We start from the raw sequence: 20053 nt of genomic DNA on the forward strand, positions 1-20053 counted from the left end.
CTCATGAGAAGTGCGGCAGCACCTCACGCCCCAGTTCCTCGAGGGTTTCCGTGAGCGGGCGGCGATTGCGACGCAGGTGGAAGCCGATGTGATTCACCCCGGCATCCTGCATGGCCGACAGTTCTTCCATGAGGGCAAGGCGGCCACTCGACAACCCGAAGCGATGACGACGCACCGGGGCGTGCGGATCTTCTTCCAGATTGAGGTGGATGAAACTGACGTAGGGTTTGTCACCGGCGACCTGACGCCAGAGCGCCACGCGACGGATGTGGTCCTCCGGTGTGCCCGGGTAGGCCAGCCAGCCGTCCATCTCGCGACCGATCCACTCGGGCGTCTGCTGGGAGAGTCCGGCACTCAACAGCGGCGGACGCGTCGCGGCAGGCAGGATGGCCTGGCCTTCGCTCAGGGCGTCGTCCGCCTGGCCCTTGATGACATCCACCGCGTGACGGAAGGCGGCACCACGGGTCGCGAACTCCTCACCGAACAGCGGGTATTCCGCCGGTCGGTCGCCACTGGCGACGCCCAGCAGCAGGCGGTCTTCGCTCAGGGCCTGCACGCTGGCGGCGGCCTTTCTCACCAGCCACGGCTGGCGCAGTGGCAGCACCGCGGCGGCAGTGCCCAGCAGCAGGTTGTCGGTGTGACTGGCCAGATAGCCCAGGTAGGTGAACAGCTCGAAGACCTGACCGGCATCGCCGAAGGCGGGGTCGAACAGCGGCACGTCACGCAGCCAGGCGGCGCGGAAGCCGAGCCTGTCGACCTGGCCGATCAGCTCGGCATGGGCGCGCATGTCAGGCACGCCGAAGGGCGTGGAGGGGGCTCTGTCAGTGCGGACCCAGTCATTGTCGAGGGGCAGTTCGACGCCCAGGGTCAGGGGGCCTTGAGTGAGACGATCCAGCGGGCGGGTCGGGGAGATCATGATGGACTCCTTCAGCAAGCAGGTGGGTAGACGACGGTGCCCCCGAGCCAGCAGGCTGAGCTGTCGGAATCGGGGGCACGTCGTGATGGCGGGAGGCTTCGCGGCGGATCAGGCGGTCGCGATGGAAGACGCGTGACGCTTGTCGAGGCGACCGGCCAGCAGGGTCAGCAGCAGGGCGGCGGTGACAATCAGCGCGCCGATCCAGGCGGTGTCGGTCAGTGCCATCCCGGAGACCACCTGGCCACCGACGATGGAGCCCAGCGCGATGCCGATGTTGAAGGCGGCGATGTTGAGGCCGGAGGCCACGTCAACAGCCTGCGGCACGAAGCGTTCGGCCTGCTGCACGACGTAGACCTGCAGGCCCGGCACGTTGCCGAAGGCGAAGGCACCCCAGATCAGGATGGTGATCACGGCGGTGATCGGGTTGGCGGCAGTGAAGGTCAGCACGCCGAGGATGACGATCAGGCCACCGAAGATCAGGGTCAGGGCGCGGATCGGGCCCATGCGGTCAGCCAGCTTGCCGCCCTGGATGTTGCCGATGGCGACCGAGATACCGTAGACCAGCATGATCAGACTGATGGCGCCTTCATTGAAGCCACTGACGTCCTGCAGCAGCGGGGCCAGGTAGGTGAAGGCCGTGAAGGTGCCGCCGTAGCCGAGAATGGTGATCAGGTAGACCAGCAGCAGGCGCGGATGGGTCAGAACCTTGAGCTGTTGGGCGAAGGTGGCCGGTACGCTCTTCTTGAGATTGTTGGGCACCAGGATGGCGCTGCCGATCAATGCCAGTACGCCGAGGACCGAGACCACGAGGAAGGTGGCGCGCCAGCCGAAGTGCTGACCGATCCAGGTGCCCAGCGGCACGCCGGTGACCAGTGCCACGGTCAGGCCGGTGAACATGATGGCGATCGCACTGGCTTCCTTGTCCTTGCTCACCAGGCTTGTCGCGATGGTGGAGCCGATGGAGAAGAAGACCCCGTGGGCCAGGCCAGTCAGGATGCGCGCCGTGATCAGCGAGCTATAGCTGGGTGCCTGCCAGGCCAGCAGGTTGCCGGCGATGAACAGTGCCATCAGGGCCAGCAGTACCAGCTTGCGATTGAAGCGGCCGGTCATGGCGGTCAGCACGGGGGCGCCGATGGCGACACCGACGGCATACAGGCTGACCAGCAGGCCAGCGGAAGGCAGAGAGACGCTCAGGTCCTGAGCGATGGTGGGTACCAGTCCGACGATCACGAACTCGGTGGTCCCGATGGCAAAGGCGCTCAATGTCAGCGCCAGCAGGGCAAGGGGCATGGCAGTTCTCCATCAGCAATGGGTGGGTCTTGGATGCTGTGCAGTCTGCCGTGAGAAACCTTTGTGATAAATGCACGAAATGATGAAAGACTTTTGCAGTTTTCGTAAAGATACCCGGTGACGGCGTCCTTTCTCCCCATCCTTGCAGCGCCTGTCTCTGTCCCTGTCAGCTTGTGTCGCCATCTCGATCTCATGCCAGATGGCGCCACAGGGTGACTCAACAGCGTGATTCAACAGGGCGACTCGACAGGGCGACTCGACAGGGCGACTCAACAGGGTGACTCAACAGCGGGATTCACCAGGGTGACTCCACAGGGCAGGGCGCAGCGGCTACACTGCGCGCCGAGAATTTTCATTCACTCCCTGTTCACATCGGAGATCGTCTTGGCCGCGCCTGACACCCCGTCTTCCTCTCAGCCTGATGCACGGACTGCAGAGACTCCCTGTTCCTTGCCGCGCCTCGTCATGCCCTCGACCTGGCGGGGCTGGAGCCTGCTGGTGATCTTCATGCTGCTGGTCGTGATGGGCATCTGGCCGGTGATCGGCTGGATCAATCAGCAGACCCTGTTGTGGGGCATGCCGTCCTTGATCATCTGGAGTTACCTGATCATCTTCGCCTGCAGTGGCGCGATGTTGCTGGGCAATTGCCTGTTGCGCCGTCGCCACGGCGCAGACCCGCTGTCGAAAGCGTCCGCTGGCGAAAGAGATGGAGGCACCGCGTGATCGATCCGCATGCCTTTTCGTCCGTGCATGACAGTGTGCCCTTGCTGGTCACGCTGGGGTATGTCGTCGTCGCCATGGCCATCGGTCTCGGCGCGCGGGGTGGCCGCCGCATGGACACGCTGGAGCAGTGGGGGGTCGCCGGGCGCTCGATGGGGCCCGTGACGCTCTATCTGTTGATCGCCGCCGGCAGCGTCAGTGCCTACACCTTCATGGGCGCGCCAGGCTGGGCCTACAGCAAGGGCGTGCCGGTGTTCTATGTCGCCATCTATCTGGCCTATCTGGCGCTGGTGGCCTGGTACTTCGGCCCCAAGGTGTGGAAGTTCGGCGAGCAGTTCGGGCATGTCACCCAGGCAAGCGCGATCGCGGACCGCTATCAGAGCCCTCTGCTGGGCGCGCTGTCGGCGCTGGTGATGTCGATTGCCTCCATCGCCTATGCGGTCCTGCAGACCATCGGCTCGGCCTACATCCTGCTGGTGATGAGCGGCGGGCGCATTCCGCTCTGGGCTGGCGTGTTGCTGGTACTCAGCGCGATCGCCGTCTATCTGTTCGTCAGCGGCCAGCGCGCCATCGGGCGCACCAATGCCTTCCAGGGCGTGTTGATGCTGGTCGTTGCCTGGGTGATCGGCCTGTGGGCGGCCTATCTCTCCACCGGCGAATGGGGCTTCAGTGGCGTGTTCACGCGTCTTGAGGCCAGCCATCCGGAGTATCTGCGTCTGCCCGGCGCCGACGGCGACATGAGCTTCAGCTTCTGGACCACCTCGATCATCGTCTCGATGCTGTCCTTCATGCCGCCGGTATGGACCCAATGGATGAGCGCCGCTTCCGCCGGTACCATCCGCCGCAGTGCCAGCTGGCTGCCGACCTACTATGTGGTGATCCTGCCGCTGGTGGTGGTCGGCTTCATCGGTATCTACAGCCTGCCGGAGCTTGAGCGCGCCGACACCGTGGTGCTCGAATACGCGATGGCCAACATGCCGGTCTGGCTGGTGGGCCTGTTGGGCGCGGGCACGCTGGCGGCCTCGATGTCCTCCAGCGAACCCTTCATTCATTCGGTGGCCCTGAGCCTGAGTCGTGATGTACTGCAGCCGGGCCTCAAGCTTGATGACCAACGCGCTGGCAAGCTGGCGCGCTGGCTGATCTTCCCGGTGATGTTCCTGGTCGTGGCACCCCTGGCGATCTGGGAGCCGGGCAATCTGGTGATGATCCTCTTGATCGGGCTGGGCTTTGCCTCTCAGGTATTGCCGGCATTTCTGGGCATGTTCTTCTGGCCACGTGCCTCGGCGGCAGGTGTCATCAGCGGCATCAGTGCCGGCTTCATGGTCACGGTGCTGTTTACCGTCGTATGGCCGCATCCGCTGGGCCTGCATGCCGGCTTCTGGGGGCTGATGCTCAACCTGCCGGTCTTCGTGCTGGTGTCATTGCTGACCCGGCCGGTGGATGAGGCGGTGACGTTGCGCTTCTTCTGTATCGCCGCCCCCTGGAGTCTCAAACGCTGAAATTGCGCAGGGAAGATCGCGAGCGAAGTGCTGTCGGGGACATCACTTCGCTCTGATAGTCGAGCGTTTGGCGCGACCAAACAGTTGTCTGGAATTTGGACAAGCGTTTGACAAGGTTGTGAACGATTGTCACGTTTGCGCCCGATCGCTTATTGATCCGTGTCGCCTTGTATAGAGTGAGATCATTGATTGGCTGTCCTCAAGGGAGGGGACGTGAATGAATGATCTGATGGTGCAGGTGGACAGACAGATACAGCGTGAGGGCGGTCTGGGAGTGCATTTTCCGGCCGAGATAGAAGCGCGCTTCGAGCACGATATCCATGTCGCGCGCAGTCACAAGCTTGCCTGCATGGGCGCGGTGGCGATCAGTATCTATGTGCTGTTTCTGCTCAATGACTGGCGCTTTCGCCCAGACCACATGCTGGAGGCCATCGTCATTCGCGTCGGGGTCATGACGCCCATCGCCCTGATCTGCATCTACATGCTCAAGCGGGGTGTCTCGCCGGTATTGCGTGAGATGTTGATGACTGCGCTGGTGTGCTTCGCGATGATCTTCACGGCCCTGTTGATCCAGTTGTCAGTCTCGCCCCATTCCTTCCTCGACCTGTTCGCACTCGGCCTTATCGTGCTGGTGGGCAATGTCCTGTTTCAACTGCGCTTCTGGTATGCCCTGTGCTCTTCGGCCTTCCATTTCGGCGTGATGCTGTATCTGGTCAATGCCCATCCTGCGCCCTATGCCTCGGCGGGTTTCATGGCGTTGATGGTGTTTCTGTCCATCACGCTGTTTTCGATCATTTCCAATCTGCGCAGCGAAAAGGCCGAGCGCCTTTCCTACCTGCTGTTACTGCGTGAGCAACTCAGGGTCGAGGAGTTCACCGAGAAGAATGAAGAGTTCCGACGCCTGGCCTCGATCGACCCCTTGACCGAAGTCTATAACCGGCGTCACTTCGACAGCCTCGTGAGTTCGCTGCTCGGAAAGCAGGTTGACAGCCGTCTTCAATACGGCGTGGCCATGATCGATGTCGACCATTTCAAGTCCTACAACGACCACTATGGTCACGTGAAAGGGGACCTGTGTCTCAAGCGTATCGCGACGGCAATCTTCGAAAGTGTGCACCCTGATGTCGATATCGTGGCGCGCTTCGGGGGAGAAGAGTTTGTGGTGCTGCTGCCATCCAGTTCATCGCAACAAGCATTAGCGCGCGCAGAAGAGATTCGCCGCCATGTTCGCGACCTGGCGCTACCGCATGCGGGAAGTTCACGTCATGGTATTGTCACCATCAGTATCGGGGTCTCTGCTGCAGGCACCGGCCAGGGTTGCAGCTTCGAGACCATTCTCAAGCAGGCGGATGAGGCGCTTTATCGCGCCAAGGCCTCGGGACGAGATCGCTGCGAGCTGTTTGCTCAGCAGGATCCGCAAGCGCTGGGCCGAGCCTTCGCCGGCTAGCGTCGCTTAGGCCGTTCTCGGGTTTCAACCCCGTGCCACTTACCTCCAGTGCCTGACACGGGTAAGGTTGAGGCAAATGGCCACAGGTTGATGAAATTTGCCTCATGTCTGAACCGCAGCCCGACCCCTCTGAATCCTCTGAGATTTCAGAACAGCCCGCGCCATCCCGCATGCCTCCTCTAGCGTCGGCGACGGCGTCGGAGCCCCTCTCTGCGCCGTATCCGCGCCCGGATTCACCGCCGCTGCTGAAGCCGGGGACCGCCGAGCACACGCTGAATGTCTGGTTGGTGCCGCGCTTCTCGATGTTGACGTTGTTCTGCCTGCTGGAACCGCTACGGGTCGCCAATCGCTTCGGACGGCCGCTGTTCGCCTGGCGTCTGCTGTCCAGTGATGGCGAGGCTGTCGTGGCCAGCAATGGCGTGCGTATCGACGTCGATGGTGCCTTGTCGTCTCTGGTCGATGAGCCGTCGTCGGGTGGCCAGAGCGGGGCGCAGACGCGCTTGATGGTGGTGTCATCCTACGGACCGGAAGTCAGTGTCGGCAGCCAGGCGCGTGGCGTGATTCGGCACCTGGCAGCCCACGGCGCCTGGTTGGGAGGGTTGGATACCGCCCCCTTCATTCTGGCGCGCGCCGGAGTGCTCGCGGGTCATCGGGTCGCCCTGCACTGGGAGAGCGTGCCGGCCTTTCGCGAGGAATTTCCTCATCTCGAGATCAGTCAGGCCGACTATGAATGGCAGGGCGAGCGGCTGACGGGGTCTGGCGGCGCGGCCAGTATCGACATGATGCTGGCGTGGATCGAGTTTCTGTACGGGCCGTCGCTGGCGGACGCCGTCGGGCGGCAACTGGTACATCAGCGCGGGCATCTGGCCACGCCTGCTGCTGTCAGCACTCGAGACGATTCGCTGCCACGCAGTGTGGTCAAGGCGCTGGCTGTGATGGAGGCCAATCTTGCCCAGGTGCTGACGATCCCCGACATCTGTCGTCTGGTCGGCCAATCCCAGCGCCAGCTGACGCGTCTGTTCATGGCTCACTTCGAGGAAACGCCCAAGCAGCGCTATCTCGGCATGCGGCTGGATCATGCGCGGTGCGTATTGGCCGACAGCAGTCGCAGCGTTTCCCAGGCGGCTCTCGGCGTCGGATTCACGCATCTGGCGCACTTCTCGCGTGCCTATCGTCAGCGATTCGGTGAGCCGCCCAGCGCGACCGCGCGCCGTGGTCAGGCCACGCCCTGAGGCGGGTCATTGTCCTGAGCTCCCTCAAGGCGGCGCGGATGGTGCCAAGGGCGCAAAAAGAGCCGCAAAAGGGAGTATGATCGCGCCGCTGCGGCGAAACAGCGTCACAGCAGACGACTTGGCAGAGGGGCCATCAGGGTTCACGACAAGCATATACGCCAATGTTTCATGCGCACGCCAGCGCACTGCAGGAGGCTTCACGAGAATGAACTGGATAACCTGGCTCGACCTGGCCGGTGTGATGATCTTTGCCCTGACCGGTGTCGTCGTGGCGTGCCGTTCACGCATGGACCCGATCGGCATGCTGGTGCTGGGCGCCGTGACCGGTATCGGCGGCGGTACGCTGCGTGATCTCGTGCTGGGAATCGGCCCGGTGTTCTGGGTCGAGCAGCCGATCTATCTGTGGGTCATCCTGTTGACGGTAATGGTGGCGACGCTCGGCTTTCATTATATCCACCGCCTGACGCGGGTTTTCCTGCCGGTCACCGATGCCTTCGGGTTGGCGCTGTTTACGGTGTTGGGCGCGCACAAGGCGCGCATGCTGGGCGTGGATGGCATCGTGGCCGTCCTGATGGGCACCATGAGCGGCGTGGCGGGTGGCATGATCCGCGATGTGCTCGCGCGCCGTGTGCCGATGGTGCTGCGTCAGGAAATCTACGCCTCGGCGTCGCTGGCGGGTGGCATTCTCTATATCGCGCTTCTCGAGGCGGGTGTTGGCCTGGCGTGGGCCACTGGCGCTGCCATCTGGCTGATACTGGCGATTCGCCTGCCGGCGATCTATTGGCATCTGACCTTGCCGACCTTTGCCTGGGTGATCATCCCGCCACCCCCGCTGGCTTCGCAAGACAGTGGCCAGAGGCATGATCAGGCCCCGTTGCGGGCAGCGGGCATGGAGGGGGAGAGTCGCGAGGGTGCGCACGCCGCCCCAGATGGCAGGCCTCGTCAGCGCTCGGAATTCGCGACGACGCTGGGCGGCTCGATCGGCGCCAGCGATGTCTCGCCCTCGGGTCAGCTGGAGACACCGCCGGCGCCTCCGTCATTGCCGCGGCGCACCCCCAAGGCGCGGGTCAGGATGCTGCGCCCCGGCGAACGCCGCCGTGGTGGGCTCTAGGCGACATCCTTTTGCTGAGTGATTTGATCGGCAAGCCATATTGCAGAAGCGATCATGATGCGGATGATTATTGTGATTTCTGCAAAGATGCATGGGACCATGCATCTTGCACTTTCAAGGAGATCGCAGCATGCGCAGCCGTTCGGATGACCTCGAGTTGCTACTGGCCGTGGTGGATAGCGGGGGCTTCAGCGCCGCCGCCAATCGGTTGAACATTCCGGTGGCCAAGGTATCGCGGGCCATCCAGCGCCTGGAAGGTGAGCTGGAAACGCCGCTACTGAACCGCACTACACGCAGCGTGGCGCTGACCGATGAGGGGCGCGGCTTCGTCGAACGCGTGCGCGAGGGCTTGTTGCTGCTCGGCAGTGCCGAAGAGGTCCTGTTGCAGCAGCGCGATCAGCCCAGTGGCCGGCTGCGCGTCGATGCCGCGAGCCCCTTCGTGCTGCATCAGCTGGTGCCGCTGGTCGCGGAGTTCTCGCGCAGCTATCCCGGCATCGCGCTGGAGCTGTCAGCGGCCGATGACATCATCAATCTGCTGGAACAGCGTACCGATGTGGCCATCCGCATCGGCGAGCTGGATGACTCCACGCTGCACGCCAAGGTGCTGGGGCGCTCCACGCTGCATCTGGTCGCAAGCCCTGCCTATCTGGCCGAGCATGGCGTGCCGTCCAGTGTCGCGGCGCTGCAGACCCATCAGCTGCTGGGGTTCCTGCCCCCCAGTCGTCTCAATCGCTGGCCGCTCAAGGGTTCCGCACAGGGCTTTGACACGACACCTCATCTGCCGACCACCAGTGGCGAAGTCATGCGTCAGCTGTGCCTGGCGGGGCATGGTATCGCGCTGATCTCGCGCTTCATGCTGGGCAATGACCTCAAGACCGGCGCTCTGGTGGAAGTGTTGCCCGGCCAGATCCAGAGTCCCAATCCCCGCGAGCAGATCCAGGCGGTCTATTACCGCAACAGTACGCTGTCGCCGCGCATCAGCGCCTTCGTCGAGTTTCTCGCCACCCGCCTGACGCTGTGACCCGCCGACCCTGAATCCAATGTCACTGCCCTGAGATCAATTTGACGTTCAGAGATTGGCTTCAGGATCCTGCACAGACGGTGGCGCGGCCCTCGCCGTATCGGGGCGCGAGTCATGAAGGTCTGACACAGGAAGTGGCCTGTTATCCGCGTTCTGCATGTCTGCCGGATTGGTGACATTGCTCTCGCCCAAGGGGAGCTCATCCTCGGCTGTGCCATCTTCCTCCTGTGTGGCATAGACATTCTCGATGGCCGCGGTACTGACCGAAGCCCCCTGCGGCGGCACAACCATATAGTGAGAAGGTGAGACCGAGGCGCGTTTGGCGAAGTAGCGAATGCAGCCCAACCCAAAGATGCCGAATATGACCTGCACCGTTGCCAGCCACCAGAAGAAGCCTGTCGCACCGAGTTGGCCCATGACGGCGCCTACTGCTAACGGCCCAGCCACCGAGCCGGCGCCCAGCAAGAGTACCAGCGAGCTGCTGGCACCTAGCATCTCCGAGCTTTCCAGACAGTCGTTGGTATGCGCCAGGCAAAGAGAGTGCAACGCGAAGGCGAGCCCGCCATACAGGCCAATGCCAGTCAGCATCCAGGCCGTTGTCCAGCCGGTGGCGTGGTTGGCCAGCAGTGCTGCCGCCGCACCGGCGAAGGCGACACTGACGATGATCACGCGACGATCGAAATGATCGGAGAGGCGCCCCAACGGCCATTGCAGTACCGCGCCGCCGCAGATGATGGCGCTCATGAACAATGCGATCTGTCTCACGGATAGTCCGACATCATGCGCATAGACCGCGCCCATGCCCATGATAGTGCCGTTGATGATACCGGCAGCGATCACCCCACCTGCACCGAATGGCGAGATGCTGAGCAACCGCAGCACTGAAATGCGCGATGAGTGATTGACCTCTGGTGCAGGAGTAGCGCTCAGCAGCAGCGGCACCACCGCGATCGAGATCAGTACCGATGACAGAATGAACAGATCGGCATTGGTGGTAGAGGCGACATTAAGCAGCAATTGGCCGCCGCCTTGACCGAGATACATCACCACCATGTAGACCGCCAGCAATCGACCCCGCGTGAGATTGGTCGCGCGATTGTTGAGCCAGCTTTCCGAGATGACGAAGATACCGGCAAAACACAAGCCGGTGACAAAGCGCATCAGTCCCCATATCAGTGGATCGACGAATACCTCATGCAGCAGGATCGCCACTGAGGCCATGGCCGCCAGAGCCGCGAAGACGCGGATGTAACCTGCGCGATGCAAGGCGCTGGGTGTCCATACCGAACCCAGCAAAAATCCGGCAAAGAAGGCGGCCATGATCAGACCGATCACGCCACTAGCGAAGTCTTCCTGTGCGGCACGTACCCCTAGCAGACTGCCTTGCAGACCATTGCCCAGCATCAATAGTGCCAAGCCGAAGAACAGGCTGCTGGAGGCCATCACCGAGGTGGAAAAAGACTCGGACGTGTTCGCTCGATCCAGTATTTCGGGCATGAATCCTCCTCTGCTGGCGGGTGTCAGGAAGGACGATTGAATCGATGCTTGAGGGTTGGGTCAAGCTGGCTGAAAAGCCTATGCCATAAAATTTGTAAGGTCACCAATATTCGAACTGCGTATTGATAGTATCCACTTACCATCTACCTAGCGATGTTTCTAGGGGGGCTGATTTCTCGAATGACAAAAAAAGCGTAAATGATGTTAAGTGGTTGTGTGGAAAATACCTGAATGATAAAACTATATTGACTGGATTTTCACGGCTTAGTACGATCAGTCTTTGGACAGAAAATAATTATTCAAGGGAAAAATTATGCGCTTTGGGATAATCAAAACTCTAGGGCTATTTTCAGCTGTATCCATGTTTTCTGGTTGTATGACCGGCCCTCAGCATGAGCTGGTTTCAGACTCCGAAAAAGTATACGAAAAAGTTATTAGCGTCCCTGGGGTTTCGAGTGATGATATTTATAGCTCAACCCGAACTTGGTTGGCCGAGAATTTTGTGTCTTCTAAAGCCGTAATAGAATATGCAAATAAAGAAGAGGGGGTTGTAATCGGTAATGGTATTACTGAAATACCTTGCGCAGATAGCGAATGCTGGATCTATACGTCTAAAAAGGCTAAATTTTCAATGCGTATTGATATTAAGGATGAGCGGTATAAATCAAAATTCTTTAATCTGGAGGTTTATGTCAGAGGCAGTGATTATATGAAGGCTGGTTACTATAATTACGTAACAAAATCAGAGTTGGATAGGTTGAAGGTTAAATTTGATGATCTAAGCCAGAGTTTGAAATCTCATATTGAACGAAAAGAGAAAAACTCCGACTGGTAATTTCTTCATATACCGCACAATTGAGTAGGTTGTGCGGTGTTGAAAAGTACTTGTATTGACAGTGCTCATGTATTTCTAAATAACTTTGTTTTTTCTTCTTGAAATTACCTGGCGTTCCAGCCAATCGATCACCAACGACCAGTGGCTGTCTCGATGTTGGCGGCGGAAGAACCCCATATGCCCGATGGGCCCCGTAGCATGTTGGCGTGGATCGATCTGATGGCGCTCCAATGTGGCTTGCGTGAAATAGCCGGTCAGCAGATCAATGCCGGGGGCAGTCGCCGCCCCGGCACATAGCCCATGGTGCGCGACGTCAACGGTCCGATCGTGATCCGCAGGTGCTCGCCACGCGGCTTGATGAAGAAACGACAACGCCCGCATTCCTGACCAAGGAATGCGGGCGTTGCCATTCAGAGGGTCGACTCGACCGACCTCTCTATTGCCGACTCAATTGTTGATTCAATTATCGACCGGCCAGACCTTGAAGATACGGTACGGCGCCTGGCCGCTGTCCTTGCCGTCATTGAAGGGCGGCGTGCTGTCGAGCTGATTGACGGTGACATAGAGCCAGCCGTCGGCCGCCATGCGCACGCCATCCGGCCAGTCGAGACGCTCATCGCGCACCAGCGGCGTCAGTTTGCCATCGGCGCCCAGCACATCCAGCCCATGCTGATTGAGGTTGGTGAAGTAGTGGATGCCCCCGGCGGTATCTGCGCCGTCGGAAATGGGCTTGTCGCCGACGCGCGTGATGGCAGCGGCGATGGTGGCGTGATCGGCGCCTTCGCGCAGCAGTCTGGCCGGTACGCTGTACCAGCTGTGGCCGGTCATGGCGCCGAAGAAGACTGTCTCGCCATCGCCGGACAGGGTGATCGGGTCGACGCCGACCTTGGCAGGCTTGCCATTGAACTGGACGTCCTTGCCATCGATCTTGAGCTTGGCACCGGGTTCTGCCTCAAGCGCCGGATGCTCGCTGAAGCGGGTGGCCTCGCCGCTCTCCAGGTCGACAGTGATCAAGCCCGGATTGGCGATGTCTGCCAGATAGGCCACGCCACGGCTGCGGTCCACCGCCAGGTCCTGCACGAAGCTGCCCTCGGGGGCGATATTCGCCGGTAGAGTCAGCTTGGTAATCAGCTTGCCCGAGGCAATATCGAAGCCCCACAGGCGGGTCTTGCCCAGATGCAGCCCCATGTCGGTGATCCACAGACCGCCCTGGCCATCCTGGTAGATGCCCAGCGGGGAATCGATGGTGGCGTCGCTGTAGCGGCCAGCATGCGTCTGCAAGGCGGGGGAGGGCCAGGCGCGGTAGCTGTTCTGGCCGGTGATCTCGACCAGCTGCACGTCGTGATCCCCATCCATCGGGTGGATGGTGGCGAAGACCTGCCCGTTGGGCGTCACCGCCACATTGCCAGGACGAATCTGCATGACGGCGACTGAGCGCATTTCACCGTAGGCAGGCCCGGCCTTGAGCGCTGAGGTAGTGGCCGGCAGGGTCGTATGGCCGTTGGCGCAGCCCGTCAGCAGGCCGGTAAGCAGGGCGACCATGCCCAGATGTCGGGTCGAACGGACGGGGTCAGGCATCAATGTTTCCTTGTCGTGGTAATGCTGGTGTTACTGTCGCGATGAGCGAAAACTTGAAGGCAGGGATTTCTCGATGACGATAATTGCCTGAAAAATCATGGGCATAGAGTAACCTAAAGCACCGTGCAGACCAAAAAAACGCCCTCATGGAGGGCGTTCTTCATTGCAGCGTCAGTGCCTTGCGGCCAGCGGCCGATTCGATCAGGCGTGACGCGAGATCATGGCGTCGAAGTTTTCCTTCGGCTGGACACCGGTCAGGGCTTCGAGCTTCTCGCCGGACTTGAACAGCGCGATGGTCGGCAGGCCGCGGACGCCATTCTGGGCGGCGAGGTCCGGTGCATCATCGACATTGATGGCGACGACCTTGAGGGCATCACCCTGTTCTTCGGCGATGGATTCGACGATCGGGTCGAGCATCTTGCACGGGCCGCACCACGGTGCCCAGAACTTGACCAGCACCGGCTGCTCGCTCTCGATGACTTCCTGGGTGTAATTGCTATCGACGACTTGTGCGAAATCCGCCATTTGTCTCTCCTGTGCATCACGAGGGATGCGTGATTCGAAAGGGCACTTGGTGTGCTTGATGGGCACACACTAACGCTGCTCGACTTTTGTTCGCAAGCGCATTCGCTTTTGAGGCCAGGCAACATATGCGTGCCGTTTGCGCAACAGTGGCGATGGTGTGACCGCCTACCCGCTGGTACATCGAGCCAAGCGACACTCTGATCGCGCTTCATTCGCCCTCCATTCAACCTCCACTCGCTCTCCATCGCTGCCATCGATTCACGCACCGGCTGTCATCCAACTGTCATGCATGTGTCACTTGATATATGGAAAAACACATATATGATATTTCGTATGTCACCGCGCTTCAGCCGGCTGGCAGGCAACCTGCCTCGCCATGCGTCAGGTGCTGGTGAGAGGGGGGCGGGAGGGGGAATCGGGAGCGGGAATCGAGAGGGGAGCAAGATGGCTCAGGCATACGCGAGGACATCGCCATGAAACCGTCAACCAATGACGTTATTGATGGAGTGGGAGACATGGCGGCCTGCCTGACACCGTTGCAGGTCTTCAAGTGCCTTGCCGAAGACACTCGCCTGACCGTCGTGCAGCTGTTGGCCCAGATGGAAGAGTTGTGTGTCTGTGAGCTTATCTGGCTGCTGGAGCAGCGCGCCATGCCCATCTCCCAACCCAAGGTCTCGCGGCATCTCGCCCAGCTGAGAGATGCTGGCCTGCTGACCAGTCAGCGGCGTGGCCAGTGGGTGCACTACCGCCTGGCACCTGACCTGCCGGCCTGGTGCCATCAGATACTCACGACCCTCTGTCAGGCCAACGCCCGCGAGGTGTCGCGCTGGGTGGCGTGGCTGGAGACGATGCCCAACCGCCCTGTGCGCTGCTGCTGAACGCACAGGGCGTAGAACGTTAGCCGAATCTTTTCGAACACTCTCAAGGAAATGCCCATGTGTCCTGCTTATAGCGCTCCGTCCTATTCCTCGTCCATCAGCGTGCCGGAGGGCATGCCGGCCCTGCGCGTCGGTATCAACGGCTTCGGGCGCATCGGTCGTCTCGCCCTGCGCGCGCTGTGGAAGCTGCGCGAGGATATCGCGCTGGACGTGGTGCGCATCAATGACCCGGGTGGCGATGCCGCGACCTTCGCCCATCTGCTGGAATTCGATTCCGTGCATGGCCAGTGGTCGCCGGGCGCCGGTATCACCAGCGACGCGGATTCCATCACCCTCGATGGTCAGCGCACGGCATTCTCAAGCCAGCGTGAGATCGGTGACACCGACTGGTCGGGCTGCGATGTGGTGATCGAGGCCTCCGGCAAGAAGAAGAGCACCGAGGTGCTGAACGCCTATCTCGAGCAGGGCGTCGCGCGGGTCGTGGTCTCCGCGCCGGTCAAGGAAGAGGGCGTGCTCAACATCGTCATGGGCGTCAACGACCACCTCTACAACGCCGAACAGCATCGCATCGTGACGGCGGCCAGCTGCACCACCAACTGCCTGGCACCGGTGATCAAGGTGATTCAGGAGCAGTTCGGCATTCGTCATGGCTCCATGACCACCGTGCACGACATCACCAATACCCAGACGATTCTGGATGCGCCGCACAAGGACCTGCGCCGCGCGCGCGCCTGCGGCATGAGCCTGATTCCGACGACCACCGGCTCCGCCAAGGCGATCAGCGCCATCTTCCCGGAGCTGGAAGGCCGCTTGAACGGCCACGCCATTCGTGTGCCGCTGGCCAATGCCTCCCTGACCGACATGGTGTTCGAGCTCAACCGCGAAGTGACGATGGAAGAGGTCAATCAGGCGCTGCAGAGCGCGGCGGAAGGTGAACTGGCCGGCGTGCTGGGCTACGAGACACGCCCGCTGGTGTCGATCGATTTCCGTACCGATTCCCGCTCCAGCATCATCGATGCGCCCTCGACCATGGTCGTCGCGGGCACCCAGCTCAAGCTGTACGCCTGGTATGACAACGAGTGGGGCTATGCCAACCGCACCGCAGAGCTGGCGCTGAAAGTGGGCCTGGGTGATCTGGCCGACGCCAGCACACGGGAGCGCTGAAATGCTTGCCCGCCTGCGAGAGCTGCCCCATGAGGTGCGCCAGTACCTGCTGGTGACGGGGAATTACTGGGCCTTCACGCTGACGGATGGCGCACTGCGCATGCTGGTGGTGCTGCATTTCCATTCGCTGGGCTATTCGGCGCTGGACATCGCGCTGCTGTTCCTGTTCTACGAAGCCTTCGGTGTCGTCACCAACCTCGTCGGCGGCTGGCTGGGGGCGCGGCTCGGCCTCAATCGCACCATGAATGCCGGGCTTGCGATGCAGCTGGTGGCGCTCGGCATGCTGTTGGTGCCGGAGTCCATGCTGACGGTGATCTGGGTGATGATCGCCCAGGCGCTGTCGGGCATCGCCAAGGACCTCAACAAGATGAGCGCCAAGAGCGCCATCAAGGTGCTGGTGCCGAAGGGGCAGCAGGCGGCGCAGTCGCAGAGCTCGCTGTATCGCTGGGTCGCGCTGCTGACCGGTTCCAAGAATGCCCTCAAGGGTCTGGGCTTCTTCCTCGGTGGCGCGGCGCTCAGCCTCATCGGCTTCCAAGGCACGGTATTGGCCATGTGGCTCATGCTGGCCGTGGTGCTGGTGCTGTCCCTGCGCAAGCTCTCGGCATCGCTGGGGCAGAGCAAGGCCAGCCGCAAGCCGGCGTTTCGTGAGATGTTCTCGACCTCGCGGGCGGTCAATGTGCTGTCGGCGGCGCGCATGTGCCTGTTCGCGGCACGTGATGTCTGGTTCGTGGTCGCCTTACCGGTCTATCTGGCCGAGGTACATGGCTGGAACTTCTGGACGGTCGGTATCCTGATGGCCGCATGGGTGATCGGTTATGGCGGGGTGCAGACCCAGGCCCCGCACATTACCGGGCCGATCGCGCGTCGCTTGAGCGGTGATGCGGGCGTGCGCTGGATGACCGTGCTGCTGGCCGGCGTGCTGGCGTTGTTGCCCGCGCTGATGGCGAGCATGTCGTTGGACGCCCAGCAGGGTGTCGACAGCAGTGCGGCCATCCTGCTGGGGCTGGCACCCCTTGAGTGGTTGATCATCGGTCTGCTGGTGTTCGGCGTCATCTTCGCCATCAATTCCAGCTGGCACAGCTACCTGATCGTGCGCTTCGCGCGCAGTGAAGGCGTGTCGATGGATGTCGGCTTCTATTACATGGCCAACGCCATGGGGCGCCTGCTGGGCACGTTGCTGTCCGGTTGGCTCTATCAGGCCTATGGTCTGGAAGCCTGCCTGTGGTGGTCGGCGGCACTGGTGGCGGCGAGCGCGGTGATGGCCATCGCGTTGCCCTCGGACACGCAGCATGCTTCCACTCAGGAGACGTCGGCCAACTGAAGCCTTCACCGGGCACCTGACGCCTAAGCCCTTATGCAGGAAGCCCTCATGCAGGAAGCCCGTCCCAACCATGGCGCGGGCTTCCTGTCATCTGGCGGCGATAGTCTGGTGGGTGATGCAAGGGGCGCGGGGATCAGCTCATTGCGCATTCACCTGATGTCACCGTAGCGTCAGCAAGTGAAAATTCTTTCGTATAGCTCTTGCTAAGCCCCTCGCTGGATTTCTGATCGATATCCTTTTCTTTCCGCTCCAAGAGAAACGTCATGTCACATCCGGATGAAACTGCAAGGCGTGAGCGCGACCACGCGACGCCTGATGCTGCGCTTGCGGGCGACAAGGCGCGGTGCCGTGAAGTGCTGCGCACCTTCCTCACGCTGGGGCTGACCAGCTTCGGCGGCCCGATTGCCCACCTGGGATACTTCCACGATGAGCTGGTACGCAGGCGAGGCTGGTTGAGTGACAAGGCCTACGCCGAGCTGGTCGCGCTCTGTCAGTTTCTGCCGGGGCCGGCCAGCAGCCAGGTCGGTTTCGCGCTGGGCATGGTGCGTGGCGGTGGCGTGATGGGCGGGATACTGGCGTGGATCGGCTTCACCTTGCCGTCTGCGCTGGCGTTGCTGGTATTGGCACTGGTGGCGGGCAGCCTCGAAGGGCCGCTAGCCTCCGGGGTGATCCACGGCTTGAAGCTGGTGGCGGTGGCCGTCGTCGCCCAGGCGATCTGGGGCATGGCGCGCAAGCTGTGCCCGGACTTGCGGCGTACCTGTCTGGCGCTGTTGGCGATGCTGGGCCTGGCGCTGGCACAGAGCGCCTGGACGCAGGTCGCCTGGGCGCAGGTCGGGGTGATCGCGATGGGCGCAGTGCTCGGCAGCCTGCTGTGTCGTGATGACAAGGCGGCATCCGGGCGCCAGCAAGCCCAGGCCGCGGGGCTGTCATTGCCGGTCTCGCCGCGCCTGGCGCGCTACTGCCTGATCGCGTTCTTCGTGTTGTTGATCGGCCTGCCGTTGGTGGCCTCCGGCAGTCTGGTCGATATCTTCTACCGTGCCGGGGCACTGGTGTTCGGGGGCGGGCACGTGGTGCTGCCGCTGCTGGAGGCCTCCACCGTGGAGATGGGCCAGATCGCGGCCGATACCTTCCTCACCGGCTATGGCGCCGCTCAGGCGGTGCCGGGGCCGCTGTTCACCTTTGCCGCCTGGCTGGGGGCCGGCATGGCGCAGGTGGGCGGAGGTTCGGCACTGCTCGGTGCCGTCATTGCTCTGTTGAGCATCTTCCTGCCGGGGATTCTGCTGCTGATCGGTGTGGCGCCTTTGTGGGGGGGTCTGCGCGCCCGCGCCGGGGCGCGCGCTGCGCTCGCCGGTGCCAATGCGGCCGTGGTGGGCGTGCTGGGCATGGCGCTCTATGACCCGCTATGGACCACCAGCGTGCTGAGCCGAACGGACCTGGTGATCGCGCTGGCCGCCTTCATCGCTCTGACGCGTTTCTCGCTGGCCCCCTGGAAGCTGGTGCTGGGGATGGTGATCCTCGGCGCGGTGCGTGGCGTGATCTAAGCCCCGACGTCGTATCTGAAAAAGAACGCCCCCGTCTGCTGTTGGCAGGCGGGGGCGTTCTTTTTCTGCCGAGCAACTCATGCAGTGCAACTTCAGGCCGAGCAGCTCGCGGTTGGTGTCACACCAGTGACAGCAGCGCGGTGACCAGCAGCTCGTTGTCGTAGTAGGGCGCGCTCTGCTCGCTGATCAGACGGGTGTCGATCACGGTGATGCCCATGCGCTCGAGCGCCTCGATGCATGGGCCGCCGGGATAGTCACCGCGCTGGCTGTCGAGGAGCACGATGTTGAGCAGGTTCTCGGTGGGGCAGTCTTCCATGCGGCCGGTGAGGTCGGCACACAGGGTGTCGAGCAACACGCTGACCAGCTCATCCATGCGCTTGCCGGTCTGCTCCGGGTCCGGGCAGCAGTTGGGGATGTAGACCTTGGGGCAGGGGTTGGCCAGCACCGCGCGCCCGACGCCCTTGGGCAGCAGATTGGCGAGCACGCTGGAATAGAAGCTGCCGGGAGGGAAGCAGATCAGCTCGGCCGATTCGATCAACTGGCGATTGTTGGCGTGCAGCTCCGGCACCACGGGCACGTGGTGGTCACCCTCTGTCGCGGCCAGACGCATGCGCGCGATGGGCGAATCGAGGGGCGCGACTTCCTTGCCGGTGATGCGGTGCTGGCCGATGATCTCGCGGCCATCTTCCAGTGTCACCGCCAGATGGCAATCGGCATTGACCACGGCGCGCACCGTACCGCGCACATGTACCAGCTTGGAGAACAGGAAGATGATCTGATCCAGCTGCTGGTGATGGTTCAGATAGCCGCCGGCAATGATCAGATTACCGATGCTGGCGCCGCGCAGATCGAAGCCTTCCGGCATGGCGTCGATGAGAAAGCCCAGCTGATGGCAGATCAGGGTGCGCATCGGTTCCGCGACCGCCATGGTCAACGGATGACGTCCGGCCGCCAGCTCGCGCAGCGTGGCATGTAACATCTCCGGGCGCGCTTCACGTGGCAGGCGGTGGGTAAACAGGCGATAAATGTCGGGATGGCCCAAGACGCTGTCATCGGCCAGCGCCATCAGGCGTGAACGCAGATCGCCGATGGCTGGCATCGAGAAGGCGTCGCGCAGTTTGGCCGAGCTGCCACCGGAGTCGAACGGCGTCACCAGATGGATGCTGTGGTGGGTATAGCGGGTCAGGGTGCGTGAGACCCCGGTCAGCGCGGTACCGCCACTGAAGAACAGCACGCGTGGGCCGACTTCGGGGGCTTTCAGATAGCGCCTGACGCGCATGGGATCGGGTACACGTGCGGTCCGACTGACCCTGACCTTGGCCATTGCATGGCTTCCTTTATGCTTGCATTTTTGGCATAGAGTGCCTTTTTTTACGCCCAGCGTCGCCTATTATGCACTTTCTCTCAATTCCAGCGCAGGGACTCTCGATTCCCGTCTCTCGATCCCAGCCCAGCGTCTCTTGTTGCCAGCGTCTCTT

16 protein-coding genes and 1 pseudogene are annotated in these 20053 nt (G+C 61.8%); 11 read left to right on the top strand and 6 right to left on the bottom strand.

Annotation, left to right across the window (positions count from 1 at the left end; all coding sequences use genetic code 11):
• Position 1: 1 nt before the first annotated feature.
• Entirely contained in the window at positions 2 to 916 is a 915-nt protein-coding gene (locus QD280_RS06980; RefSeq protein ID WP_192839228.1) for a TIGR03571 family LLM class oxidoreductase, read from the bottom strand.
• A gap of 108 nt (positions 917 to 1024) precedes the next feature.
• Complete coding sequence (locus QD280_RS06985; RefSeq protein WP_153635968.1) at positions 1025 to 2206, bottom strand: MFS transporter; 1182 nt, start codon at positions 2204 to 2206, stop codon at positions 1025 to 1027.
• Between the two features lie 450 nt (positions 2207 to 2656).
• On the opposite strand from QD280_RS06985, the gene QD280_RS06990 reads away from it, so the two are divergent.
• From QD280_RS06990 to QD280_RS07015, 6 genes and pseudogenes are all read left to right on the top strand, one after another.
• Positions 2657 to 2929 (top strand): hypothetical protein, encoded by a 273-nt coding sequence (locus QD280_RS06990; RefSeq protein WP_279838762.1) that lies wholly within the window; start codon positions 2657 to 2659, stop codon positions 2927 to 2929.
• A gap of 74 nt (positions 2930 to 3003) precedes the next feature.
• Complete coding sequence (locus QD280_RS06995; RefSeq protein ID WP_279838809.1) at positions 3004 to 4425, top strand: sodium:solute symporter family protein; 1422 nt, start codon at positions 3004 to 3006, stop codon at positions 4423 to 4425.
• A 217-nt stretch (positions 4426 to 4642) separates the two neighbouring features.
• Complete coding sequence (locus QD280_RS07000) at positions 4643 to 5872, top strand: GGDEF domain-containing protein (protein ID WP_279838763.1); 1230 nt, start codon at positions 4643 to 4645, stop codon at positions 5870 to 5872.
• Between the two features lie 170 nt (positions 5873 to 6042).
• A complete protein-coding gene (locus QD280_RS07005; RefSeq protein WP_279838764.1) occupies positions 6043 to 7104 on the top strand; it encodes a helix-turn-helix domain-containing protein in 1062 nt (353 codons plus the stop codon).
• A gap of 205 nt (positions 7105 to 7309) precedes the next feature.
• A pseudogene (locus tag QD280_RS07010) lies at positions 7310 to 7930 on the top strand (trimeric intracellular cation channel family protein); the annotation flags it as partial.
• Between the two features lie 415 nt (positions 7931 to 8345).
• Complete coding sequence (locus QD280_RS07015) at positions 8346 to 9236, top strand: LysR family transcriptional regulator (protein WP_279838765.1); 891 nt, start codon at positions 8346 to 8348, stop codon at positions 9234 to 9236.
• A gap of 48 nt (positions 9237 to 9284) precedes the next feature.
• On the opposite strand, the gene QD280_RS07020 is transcribed toward QD280_RS07015, so the two are convergent.
• On the bottom strand, positions 9285 to 10733 hold the full coding sequence (locus QD280_RS07020) for an MFS transporter (protein WP_279838766.1): 1449 nt from the start codon (positions 10731 to 10733) through the stop codon (positions 9285 to 9287).
• Between the two features lie 313 nt (positions 10734 to 11046).
• Here QD280_RS07020 and QD280_RS07025 point away from each other — a divergent pair, with 313 nt between their 5' ends.
• Positions 11047 to 11568: a DUF4468 domain-containing protein gene (locus tag QD280_RS07025; RefSeq protein ID WP_279838767.1), complete on the top strand. Its 522-nt coding sequence runs from the start codon at positions 11047 to 11049 to the stop codon at positions 11566 to 11568.
• A gap of 459 nt (positions 11569 to 12027) precedes the next feature.
• Here the strand turns inward: QD280_RS07025 and QD280_RS07030 are convergent, their stop codons facing one another.
• Complete coding sequence (locus QD280_RS07030; RefSeq protein WP_279838768.1) at positions 12028 to 13146, bottom strand: L-dopachrome tautomerase-related protein; 1119 nt, start codon at positions 13144 to 13146, stop codon at positions 12028 to 12030.
• Positions 13147 to 13347: 201 nt separating this feature from the next.
• Positions 13348 to 13671 carry a thioredoxin gene (gene trxA, locus QD280_RS07035; protein WP_054557199.1) on the bottom strand — a complete coding sequence of 108 codons (324 nt, stop codon included), beginning with the start codon at positions 13669 to 13671 and terminating at the stop codon, positions 13348 to 13350.
• 527 nt (positions 13672 to 14198) lie between these two features.
• On the opposite strand from trxA, the gene QD280_RS07040 reads away from it, so the two are divergent.
• The 4 genes from QD280_RS07040 (at position 14199) to chrA (ending at position 18575) form a co-directional block, all read left to right on the top strand.
• Positions 14199 to 14549: a metalloregulator ArsR/SmtB family transcription factor gene (locus QD280_RS07040; RefSeq protein ID WP_303568507.1), complete on the top strand. Its 351-nt coding sequence runs from the start codon at positions 14199 to 14201 to the stop codon at positions 14547 to 14549.
• 114 nt (positions 14550 to 14663) lie between these two features.
• Complete coding sequence (locus tag QD280_RS07045) at positions 14664 to 15713, top strand: ArsJ-associated glyceraldehyde-3-phosphate dehydrogenase (protein ID WP_153636890.1); 1050 nt, start codon at positions 14664 to 14666, stop codon at positions 15711 to 15713.
• 1 nt (position 15714) lies between these two features.
• A complete protein-coding gene (gene arsJ, locus QD280_RS07050; protein ID WP_279838769.1) occupies positions 15715 to 17034 on the top strand; it encodes an organoarsenical effux MFS transporter ArsJ in 1320 nt (439 codons plus the stop codon).
• Positions 17035 to 17297: 263 nt separating this feature from the next.
• The gene (gene chrA / locus QD280_RS07055) at positions 17298 to 18575 is read left to right on the top strand and encodes a chromate efflux transporter (protein ID WP_279838770.1); all 1278 of its coding nucleotides are present in this window, start codon (positions 17298 to 17300) and stop codon (positions 18573 to 18575) included.
• Positions 18576 to 18693: 118 nt separating this feature from the next.
• Here the strand turns inward: chrA and QD280_RS07060 are convergent, their stop codons facing one another.
• On the bottom strand, positions 18694 to 19899 hold the full coding sequence (locus tag QD280_RS07060; RefSeq protein WP_248377862.1) for a GAK system CofD-like protein: 1206 nt from the start codon (positions 19897 to 19899) through the stop codon (positions 18694 to 18696).
• Between the last annotated feature and the right edge of the window lie 154 nt (positions 19900 to 20053).

Origin of the sequence: Cobetia sp. 1AS1 (genome assembly GCF_029846435.1) — a bacterium.
Classification (GTDB): Bacteria; Pseudomonadota; Gammaproteobacteria; order Pseudomonadales; family Halomonadaceae; genus Cobetia; species Cobetia amphilecti.